Raw genomic sequence first — 9,263 nt, 5'->3', positions numbered from 1 at the left:
CCTCGTCTTCCGGGACATCGAGACGCTGCGGGACCACTGTGATCGCAACGGCCGGGAGCTCGTCTGGGAGGGCGAGGCACTGCTCTCGCCCGCCGCCACCCGGGCCGTGATCGACCAGTTCCTGGCCCAGCCCGAGCCGGCCTCCGCCGCCTCCACGAGCGAGCGGCTGTCCGTCCTCACCGCCCGCGAGCGCGAGGTGATGTCGATGGCCGCCACCGGCCTCACCAACGAGGAGATCGCCGAGCGGATGTTCGTCAGCCCCTTCACCGTCCGTACCCACGTCCACCGGGCGATGTCCAAGCTCGACGCCCGCGACCGCGCCCAGCTCGTGGCCATCGCCTACCAGACCGGCCTGGTCCCGCCCGGCCGCCCGAACTGAGGCCCGCCCGGCCGGCGGTGGCCGGTCCGGCCCTGGGGCTCAGGGCTTGCGGGCCACGGCGCCGTACATGCTGACGCGGTCGGCGCCGGGGGCGGGGGTGGTGTCGGGGCGCCAGAGGGGGACGGTGGTCACGCCGGGGTCGAGGAGGTCGAGGCCGTCGAAGAAGGCCCGGACCTCCTCGCGGGAGCGGCCGACGAGGGGTGCGGTGGCCTTGTCGTAGACACCGGTGACCCGGTCGCGGATCTCGGCCGGGATGAAGTCGGCGGTGCCGTGCGAGAGGACCAGGTGGCTGCCGGAGGGCAGGGCGTCCAGTAGGGTGGCGAGGGCCTGGTGGGGCTGGTCCTCGTCCCGTAGGAAGTGGAGGACGGCGGCGAGGACGAGTCCGACCGGGCGGGAGAAGTCGAGCAGGTCCGCCGCCAGGACGGCGTCCAGCAGCGCGGCGGGCTCGCGCAGGTCGGCCCGGATGACGGTGGTGTGGCCGGGGCCCGAGCCGGCCATCAGGGCGCGGGCGTGGCTGAGCACGATCGGGTCGTTGTCCACGTAGACGGTCCGCGCGCCCGGTCGGGCCGCCTGGGCGATCTCGTGGGTGTTGCCGGCGGTGGGGATGCCGGTGCCGATGTCGAGGAACTGGTCGATGCCGAGTTCGGCGACGCACCGCACCGCGCGGGTGAGGAAGCCGCGGTTGGCGCGGGCGGTGGAGCGGAACTCCGGGTTGGCGGCGAGCGCCTTCTCGGCGGCGGCGCGGTCGGAGGGGAAGTTGTCCTTCCCGCCGAGGTAGTAGTCGTACATCCGGGCCGGGTGCGGCACGTCGGGCCGCAGGTCGGCCGGGATCCCGGCCCCGCCGGACTCCCACATGTTCTCGTATCCCACGGTTGCCGTCTCCTCTGCCCCGGGCGCCACGGACGATCCACTCGCGGCCCTGTTGGCGGACAGCCTAAAGCCCAGGTCACGGCCCGGGTGCCGGTTGGTCGGGTCACCCCCGTATGTCCCTTTTCGTCGGGCGGGGAGGGTTCCCGGGCTCGCCGCGCGCCCCTGCCGCTCCCGGCGGAGGATGGAGGTCCGGGCGGGGGAACAGCCGGGGACGGGAGGTCAGGCCCGTGGGCATCGCGATGGCGGACATCCGCGAGTGGCGCGGCCACGCCGTGGTCGACGAGAAGGGCCACCGCATCGGGTCGCTGGAGTCGGTCTACGTCGAGACGGCCAGCGACGAGCCGTTCTTCGGCACGGTCACGGTCGGTTTCGCGGGCCGGCGCCGCCTGGTCTTCGTCCCGCTGGACGGGGCGGTGGCCGGGCCGGACTACCTCCGGGTGGCCTACCCGCGCAACCAGGTCAAGCAGGCCCCGGCGATCGGCACCGACGACGTGCTGCCCGCCGAGGACGAGCCCGCCGTGTTCGCGCACTACGAGCTGCCGTACGCGACCGGCGCGGGCGGGGAGCGCCGCCTGGCCCGCCGCTGAGCCGAGCCGTACCCGGGGCCGCCGGGCACGGCTTTCGCCAGCCGGGAATGAATACCCCGCCGGGTACACTTGTCCATCGACAGTCGATGTGAAAGGCGGCCCCGACATGCAGGTGGACGAGGAAGCGGTCGGCGCGGTCCTGAACCGGCTGCGCCGCGCGCAGGGCCAGTTGGCCGGAGTGATCGCGATGATCGAGGCGGGCCGGGACTGCAAGGACGTGGTCACCCAGCTCGCCGCCGTCTCGCGCGCGCTCGACCGGGCGGGGTTCAAGATCGTCGCGAGCGGCATGCGCCAGTGCATGGCCGCCGCCGACCAGGACGCCGCGCCGATGAGCGAGGCCGAGCTGGAGAAGCTCTTCCTCGCCCTGGCCTGACCGGGCGGCACCCGGTTCGACAGTACGGTCCGACGAGGGCCGCGGCGGATCCTCCCGCCGCGGCCCTCGCGGCATGTCGGCGGAAACACCGGAGGAAGCATCCGCGAACCTGCCCGCCGAAGCACCCGCGACCACACCCGCGCCGCGGGCCGACGGCCCCGCCCAGCGAAGTTCCCGTACCGCCCGACGCTCCGTCATGCGTCGTTCACGCGCCGGTCGCCGGCCTTCGGGTGAATGAGGGCCGCCCGCAGTTGTACAGCCAACTGCGTGCGCTCCCCTCCTCCCAGTCTCCGTGACCAGCCGAACCCGGCCCCGGCGAACCGTCCCCCGGCGGTCCGGCCCCGGGCGGCGGACAGGACAACCGTGGCCGCAGGCAGCGCCCTGACGTTCAGTTCCTCCACCAACCCCACCGAAGGCGACCGGCTCACCTTCCACTGGAGCACCGACGCCCCCGACGCCAAGAACTGGGTCGGCATCTACGACGGCGACCGCCAGCCCGGCAACGGCGGCTCGCTGCTGTGGAAGTACACCGCGGGCACCTCGGGCGACGTCCAGCTCGACACCTCCGCGCTGACCGGCGGCCCGTACACCGCCTACCTGCTCGCCAAGGACGGCTACGGCATCCTGGCCCGCACCGGGCCGTTCACCTTCCGCCCCAAGCCCGCCGTCGTCCGCCCGCACGCCGCCGTCGACGCGTTCACCGCCACGCCCGTCGCCCCGGGTGCCGCGGTGACGGTCCGGCTCGGCGGCCTCTGGTCCCGCCCGGCCGGCAACCCGGCCGGCTCCGCCACCTACCGCAAGGTGAGCGGCCCGGCCTGGGCCGCGGTCGGCGCCGACGGCACGCTCACCGGCACCGCCCCCGCCACCCCCGGCCGGAACCCCGAGCCGGTGGTCGTCGGCGTCAAGGACAGCGCGGGTGCCACCGACACCGTCACCGTCCTCGTCCCGGTGGCGGACCCGGCCGCCCCGCCGCGCCTCAAGGCCGCCAGCTGGAACCTGCACGACGCGGGCTCGGCCCACACCGACGCGCTGGAGAAGCAGCTGCGCGTGGTCCTCGCCCAGGGCCTGGACGTGCTCGCCCTCCAGGAGACCGCGGGGGAGCGGGCCAGGACCCTGGCCGACGCCCTCGGCTGGTACGCCTACCAGAGCCCGGGCAGCGTCGGCATCCTCAGCCGCCACCCGCTCACCGACGTCACCCCGCCGACCGCCGAACTGCCCGCCGCCGCGGCCACCCTGCGGCTGCCCGGCGGCCGCACCGTCCGCTTCTGGGCCGCCCACCTGGACGAGGCGGGCTACGGCCCGTACGCCGTCCAGGACGGCCGGACCGCCGCCGAGGTGGAGGCCGCCGAGAACGGCTCGCTGCGGCTGAGGCAGGCCAAGGCGCTGGCCGCCGCCGTCCGCGCGGACATCGCCCGGCGCACCCCGGTGGTGCTGGCCGGTGCGCTCTCCTCGCCCTCGCACCGGGACTGGACGGCCGCCACCGCTGCCGCCCACCAGGGGGTCGGCGCGCTCGCCTGGCCGGTCACCGTGGCCCTCCAGGGCGCCGGACTGACCGACACCTTCCGCGAGGAGAACCGCGACCCGGTCAAGGCCCCCGGTGCGACCTGGTCGCCCACCCGCAAGCGGCGCGGCGACCGCCCCGAGCCGCAGGACCGCACCGACTACGTCCAGTACGCGGGCCCGCTGAAGCTGGTCGAGGCGCACACCCTGGCCGTCGGCTGGCCGCAGCCCGAGCCCGGCTCCGCCGCCAACGAGTGGCCCTCCGACACCGCCGCCGCGGTCGCCACCTTCCAGCTCTGAGCTCCCAGGCTCCCCGACTCCCAGCTCCGAGAGGCCAGTTCGTCATGCCCGAGCTCTCCCGCCGCACCTTCGTCGGCGCCACCGCGGCCGCCGGCGCCACCGCCCTGTCCGGCCTGACGGCCGCCCAGGCCGCCGCCGCCCCGGCCCCCGCTCCCGCCGCCGGTGCCAAGCCCGGCACCCCGCTGACCGGCACCGTCAAGGACGTCAGGCACGTCGTCGTCCTGATGCAGGAGAACCGTTCCTTCGACCACTACTTCGGCACCCTGGCCGGCGTCCGCGGCTTCGGCGACAAGCAGGCGCTCCAGTTCCCGGACGGCACCGACGTCTTCCGCCAGCCCGACGGTCGGCGCAGCGACGGCGGCGTGATGCTGCCGTACCGGATGGACACCGCCAAGTACAACGCGCAGAACGCCGGCGGCCTGCCGCACGACTGGGCCACCGGCCACCAGGCCATCAACAACGGCGCGATGAACAAGTGGATCGCCGCCAAGGGCGAGCGCACCATGGGCTACTTCACCCGGGACGACATCCCCTACCAGTACGCCCTGGCCGACGCGTTCACCGTCTGCGACGCCTACTTCACCTCGCTGGCCGGCCCGACCGACCCCAACCGGCTCTACCTGTGGACCGGCACGTCCGGCCCCGGCCGCGACGGCACCACCGGCCCGTGGATCGACAACACCCCGGTCACCGACAACCCCGTCGCCGACTGGACCACCTACGCCGAGCGCCTGGAGGCGGCCGGCGTCAGCTGGCGCGTCTACCACAACCCCAGCAAGGACGAGCGCACCGGCGACTACGACGACAACGCGCTCTCCTACTTCAAGCAGTTCCACAACTTCCCGCACGACGACCCGCGTTACGTCAACGCGATGACGAAGTTCGACCCCGCCGACTTCGACCGCCACTGCAAGGACGGCACCCTGCCGACCGTCTCCTGGCTGGTCGCGCCGTACCTGTTCTCCGAGCACCCGGAGGCCGGCCCGGCCTACGGCGCGCACTGGGTCGACCAGGCCCTGCGGTCGCTGACGTCCAACCCGGAGGTCTGGCGGCACACCGTCTTCCTGGTGATGTACGACGAGAACGACGGCTACTTCGACCACATGGTCCCGCCCACCCCCGAGCCCGGCACCCCCGAGGAGTTCACCCAGGGACGGGCCATCGGCCTCGGCAACCGGGTGCCGCTCTGGGTCGTGTCGCCCTGGTCGCGCGGCGGCTGGGTCAACTCCCAGGTCTTCGACCACACCTCGGTGCTGCGCTTCATGGAACTGGTCACCGGGGTGGCCGAGCCCAACATCTCGGCCTGGCGCCGGGCCGTCTGCGGCGACCTCACCAGCTGCTTCGACTTCGCCGCCCCCGAGCTCTCGATCCCGGTGCTGCCCGACACCAAGGCCCTGATGGCCAGGGCCGACGCGGGCACCAGGCTGCCCGGCGTCGCGCTGCCGGCGGTCGGCGCCCAGGCGATGCCCGTCCAGGAGCGCGGCGAGCGCCCGCACCGCCCGCTGCCGTACCAGCCGTGGGCCGACGTCGAGGTGGACCGGAAGACCGGCAAGGTCACCTGCACGATGAGCAACGACGGCTCGGTGGCCTTCCCGTACACCGTCTACCCGAACATCCTGCTCCCCTTCGCCGGCACCCCGTACACCGTCGCCCCCGGTGCCACCGCCCGGTACGTCTGGGACGCCGCCACCACCGACGGCCGCTACGACTTCACCGTGCACGGCCCGGACGGCTTCGTCCGGCGCTTCGCCGGCACCGTGGTCCGCGACGGGCAGGACGGCCAGAACGACATCGGCGTGCCGATCGTCACCGTCGACCTGCGCGGCAGCCGCAAGCTCACCCTTCAGCTGGTCAACGACGGGATGACCGACGTGGCCTTCACCGCCGCGCCCAACGACTTCGCGGGCACCGCGCAGACCGTCTGGGTCAAGCCCGGCAAGCAGGCCGACCTGGCCTGGCCGCTGGACGAGCAGGGCCGCTACGACGTCGTGGTGACCGCCCACACCGGTCAGCGCTTCGTCCGGCGCTTCGCGGGCTGGGTGCACTGACCCGGCGACGGCCGGGGGCGCCGATCCGGTGACCCCCGGCCGTGGCTCGGCCGCCCCGACGGACCCCGCCGTTACCGTCGGGCGCATGCAGAAAATCACCACCTCCCTCTGGTTCGACGACCAGGCCGAAGAGGCCGCCGCCTTCTACACCACGCTGTTCCCGAACTCCCGGGTCCTCAGGACCACCCGCTACGGCGAGACCGGCCCCGGCCCGGCGGGCTCGGTGATGACCGTCGAGTTCGAGCTCGCCGGCCGCGCGTACGTGGGCCTCAACGGCGGCCCGGCGTTCCACTTCACCGAGGCGATCTCGCTCCAGGTGGCGTGCGACGACCAGCAGGAGGTCGACCGGCTCTGGGCGGAACTCACCGCCGACGGCGGCCAGCCCGGCCCGTGCGGCTGGCTCAAGGACCGCTACGGCCTCTCCTGGCAGATCACCCCACGGGTGCTGCTCGACCTGGTCGCGGGCGAGGACCGGGCCACGGCGGACCGCGTCTTCGCGGCCATGCTGCGGATGCAGAAGATCGAGATCCAGCCGCTGCTCGACGCGGCGAAGGGGTGAGCCCGTGACCGCCTTCAGCCACCGCGGCATCACCTACCTGCGGGCCACCCCCGAGCGGGTCTGGCACGCGCTCACCAACGCCGACGAGTCCGGCCTCTACTGGGGCCACCGCAACGTCTCCACCTGGCTGCTCGGCGCGCCCTGGGAGCACCAGCGGACCGACGGCTCCGGGACCGCCGACGTCATCGGCACCGTCGAGGCGGTCGACCGCCCGCACCTGTTGGTCACCACCTGGGCCGGGCCGCAGGAGGGGCGCGCCGCCTTCCCCTCCCGGGTCACCTTCGAACTCCAGGGCTGGCACGACCTCACCCGGCTCACCGTCACCCACGTGGACCTCGCCGACGAGGCCGCCCGGGCGGACGCCGAACAGGGCTGGTCGGCGGTGCTCGCCAACCTCAAGACCTACCTGGAGACCGGCCACCCGCTGCCGCAGGAACCCTGGCTGATGCCCTGAGACCCCGGCGCCCGCCAAACCGCCGGGTGTTCCACCGCTACGCCGCCGGGCGGTCCGCCGCAGCGGACGTCCGGCCGCCGCGGGCCCGTTCGCCCCGCAGCAGGCGGCGCAGCCAGGCGTAGCGGGAGAACCGCTCCCGGTTCGCCACCGAGGCCCGGTCCAGTTCCTCCATCAGCCGCCGGCCGCGGTGCTCCAGGTCCATCTCGTCCAGGATGCGGTCCACCTCGGCCAGTATCGAACCGTGCAGCTGCCAGGCCTCCGGGTGCTCCTGGACCTTGCGCAGCAGCACCTGGGCGACGTTCTCCCGGCAGGCCCAGGCCGCCGCCAGCTCGGCGGTCAGCCGCTCCTCCGCCTCCTCGGCGCTGCGGCTCACCTGGGTGGTCACCAGCACCGCGTAGCTCACCATCGCGCCGCCGACGTGCGCCAGCAGCTCCTCCAGCCCCGTCGCGACGTCCGGCGGGAAGAGCCGTTCGCCGGGCGCGCGCCGCTTGGCCAGGTCGGTCAGCGAACGGGCCAGCACCCGGATCACGACGACGCAGATCTCCAGGGTGTCCAGCCCGGTGCGCAGCACCAGCCGGGACAGCAGCCCCTCGCTGATCCGCGGGTTGAACCGCAGGCTGTCCTCGGCCTGGCGCAGTGCCGCGTCCACGTCGGCGATCGCCTGGTCCAGCCGGCGGGCCTCGTGCAGCCGTTCGGCGGCCCGGGCCACCGGGGTGGGGCGGCCCAGCTCCTCGGAGATGTCGAGCAGCAGCTGGCGGGCCCGCCGGGCCAGGTCCTCGATCGACTCCCCGGCGGTGTCCACCCAGACCGGCGGCGCGAACACCAGGTTGAACAGCAGGCCGACGGCCGCGCCGATGAGGGTCTCCAGCACCCGGTCCCAGGCCTGCGAGGCCAGCTTGGTCACGCCCAGGATCAGCATCGCGCTGATCGCGACCTCCTGGACGAACTCCTCGACCCGGACGAACCGGCCGACGACCAGCGAGGCCAGGATGATCAGCCCGAGGCTCCACCAGGAGAGCCCGACCACCGCGCTGAACCCGATCGCGATCAGCACCCCGACCACCACCGAGTTGACCCGGCGGATGCTGGTCTTGAGCGTCGAGTAGACGGTGACCTGGACGACCAGCAGCGCGGTCAGCGGCGCCGTCAGCGGAGCGGGCTCGCTGCTCAGCCGCGTCGCCACCGCGAAGGCGATGGTGGCCGCGACGGTGGCCCGGACGCTCTGGACCACGAACGGTTCTCGGGCGCCGCGGCGGACCAGGTCCGTGAGTGTCTCCGGGAGAAGGGCCATGTCGCCCTTCTTTCCCCGCGGCGGCCGTTCACACCGCTCCGGCGGCGGTCCGGCACCCGTACGACCGCACCGGGCCGGCGTCCTGCCGTGCCCGGTCCCGTCGGTGCCCCGTCAGCCCTCGCGGTTGAAGCGCAGCTTCCAGGGAGCCAGCGCGGACTCGACCTGCACGCCCATGCTCATCTTCGAGGCGCCCTCGATCCGCTCCTCGAAGCGGATCGGCACCTCGCGGATCGTCATGCCCTGCTTGACGACGCGGTAGTTCATCTCGACCTGGAACGAGTAGCCGTTGCTCCGCACCGTCGGCAGGTCGATGGCGCGGAGGGTGTCCGCCCGCCAGGCCTTGAACCCGGCGGTGGCGTCCCTGACCCCGAGGCTGAGGATCGTGTTGACGTAGAAGTTCGCCCAGGCCGAGAGCGCCTTGCGGTGCCAGGGCCACTCCTCGGCGGTGGAGCCGCCGGGGACGTAGCGGGAGCCCAGCACCACGGCGGTGTCGCCGCCGAGCAGCAGCTCGACCATCGCGGGTATCGCCGAGGCCGGGTGGGAGAGGTCGGCGTCCATCTGCACCACGACGTCGGCGCCCTCGTCCAGGGCCCTGGCCATGCCGGCCAGGTAGGCGCGGCCGAGGCCGTCCTTCTCGGTGCGGTGCAGCACGCCCACGGTGCCGCCGGAGTCCGCGGCGAGCTTGTCGGCGATCTCGCCGGTGCCGTCGGGGGAGTTGTCGTCGACCACCAGCAGGTGCAGGTCGGGCACCGGGAGCTCCGCGAGCAGGCCCGCGAGGACCGGGAGGTTCTCCCGCTCGTTGTACGTGGGGACGACCACAACGACCTTGGGGGAGGCCTCGACCATGTTCTGTTTCCCTCGTGCCTGCTCCGGATGAGACCGTGCGAGTGTATCGGGCGTTC

10 protein-coding genes are annotated in these 9,263 nt (G+C 73.6%); 7 read left to right on the top strand and 3 right to left on the bottom strand.

The genetic code is table 11. The features are described from left to right. The coding region (locus tag ACFRQN_RS00260; RefSeq protein WP_380737203.1) for a response regulator transcription factor at positions 1 to 379 on the top strand (379 nt) is incomplete at its 5' end. Positions 380 to 418: 39 nt separating this feature from the next. On the opposite strand, the gene ACFRQN_RS00255 is transcribed toward ACFRQN_RS00260, so the two are convergent. Beyond that, entirely contained in the window at positions 419 to 1,249 is an 831-nt protein-coding gene (locus ACFRQN_RS00255; protein WP_380737201.1) for an SAM-dependent methyltransferase, read from the bottom strand. A 239-nt stretch (positions 1,250 to 1,488) separates the two neighbouring features. On the opposite strand from ACFRQN_RS00255, the gene ACFRQN_RS00250 reads away from it, so the two are divergent. The 6 genes from ACFRQN_RS00250 to ACFRQN_RS00225 all read left to right on the top strand — a co-directional run bounded on the left by ACFRQN_RS00250 (position 1,489) and on the right by ACFRQN_RS00225 (position 7,070). After that, the gene (locus ACFRQN_RS00250) at positions 1,489 to 1,836 is read left to right on the top strand and encodes a PRC-barrel domain-containing protein (RefSeq protein ID WP_049651501.1); all 348 of its coding nucleotides are present in this window, start codon (positions 1,489 to 1,491) and stop codon (positions 1,834 to 1,836) included. A gap of 106 nt (positions 1,837 to 1,942) precedes the next feature. Then, a complete protein-coding gene (locus ACFRQN_RS00245; protein WP_049651499.1) occupies positions 1,943 to 2,209 on the top strand; it encodes a metal-sensitive transcriptional regulator in 267 nt (88 codons plus the stop codon). A 363-nt stretch (positions 2,210 to 2,572) separates the two neighbouring features. Next, the gene (locus ACFRQN_RS00240; protein ID WP_380737199.1) at positions 2,573 to 4,009 is read left to right on the top strand and encodes an endonuclease/exonuclease/phosphatase family protein; all 1,437 of its coding nucleotides are present in this window, start codon (positions 2,573 to 2,575) and stop codon (positions 4,007 to 4,009) included. 44 nt (positions 4,010 to 4,053) lie between these two features. Continuing rightward, positions 4,054 to 6,057 (top strand): phosphocholine-specific phospholipase C, encoded by a 2,004-nt coding sequence (locus ACFRQN_RS00235; protein ID WP_380737197.1) that lies wholly within the window; start codon positions 4,054 to 4,056, stop codon positions 6,055 to 6,057. 85 nt (positions 6,058 to 6,142) lie between these two features. Then, the gene (locus tag ACFRQN_RS00230; RefSeq protein WP_380737195.1) at positions 6,143 to 6,616 is read left to right on the top strand and encodes a VOC family protein; all 474 of its coding nucleotides are present in this window, start codon (positions 6,143 to 6,145) and stop codon (positions 6,614 to 6,616) included. A 4-nt stretch (positions 6,617 to 6,620) separates the two neighbouring features. Then, positions 6,621 to 7,070: an SRPBCC domain-containing protein gene (locus tag ACFRQN_RS00225; RefSeq protein WP_049651504.1), complete on the top strand. Its 450-nt coding sequence runs from the start codon at positions 6,621 to 6,623 to the stop codon at positions 7,068 to 7,070. A 37-nt stretch (positions 7,071 to 7,107) separates the two neighbouring features. Here ACFRQN_RS00225 and ACFRQN_RS00220 read toward each other — a convergent pair whose 3' ends face one another. Further along, on the bottom strand, positions 7,108 to 8,361 hold the full coding sequence (locus ACFRQN_RS00220; protein ID WP_074004852.1) for an aromatic acid exporter family protein: 1,254 nt from the start codon (positions 8,359 to 8,361) through the stop codon (positions 7,108 to 7,110). Between the two features lie 111 nt (positions 8,362 to 8,472). Continuing rightward, entirely contained in the window at positions 8,473 to 9,207 is a 735-nt protein-coding gene (locus ACFRQN_RS00215; RefSeq protein WP_049651506.1) for a polyprenol monophosphomannose synthase, read from the bottom strand. Positions 9,208 to 9,263: the final 56 nt, after the last annotated feature.

Origin of the sequence: Kitasatospora sp. NPDC056800 (assembly GCF_042789775.1) — a bacterium.
In the GTDB taxonomy this organism is placed as follows: domain Bacteria; phylum Actinomycetota; class Actinomycetes; order Streptomycetales; family Streptomycetaceae; genus Kitasatospora.
This window is presented reverse-complemented; position numbering and strand designations above follow the sequence as displayed.

What these genes read in the sequence shown, in the direction of transcription:
- ACFRQN_RS00245 (WP_049651499.1), top strand. Translation starts at nt 1,943, where the DNA reads ATGCAGGTGGACGAGGAAGCGGTCGGCGCGGTCCTGAACCGGCTGCGC.
- ACFRQN_RS00230 (WP_380737195.1), top strand. Translation starts at nt 6,143, where the DNA reads ATGCAGAAAATCACCACCTCCCTCTGGTTCGACGACCAGGCCGAAGAG.
- ACFRQN_RS00250 (WP_049651501.1), top strand. Translation starts at nt 1,489, where the DNA reads ATGGCGGACATCCGCGAGTGGCGCGGCCACGCCGTGGTCGACGAGAAG.
- ACFRQN_RS00215 (WP_049651506.1), bottom strand. Translation starts at nt 9,207, where the DNA reads ATGGTCGAGGCCTCCCCCAAGGTCGTTGTGGTCGTCCCCACGTACAAC.
- ACFRQN_RS00220 (WP_074004852.1), bottom strand. Translation starts at nt 8,361, where the DNA reads ATGGCCCTTCTCCCGGAGACACTCACGGACCTGGTCCGCCGCGGCGCC.
- ACFRQN_RS00235 (WP_380737197.1), top strand. Translation starts at nt 4,054, where the DNA reads ATGCCCGAGCTCTCCCGCCGCACCTTCGTCGGCGCCACCGCGGCCGCC.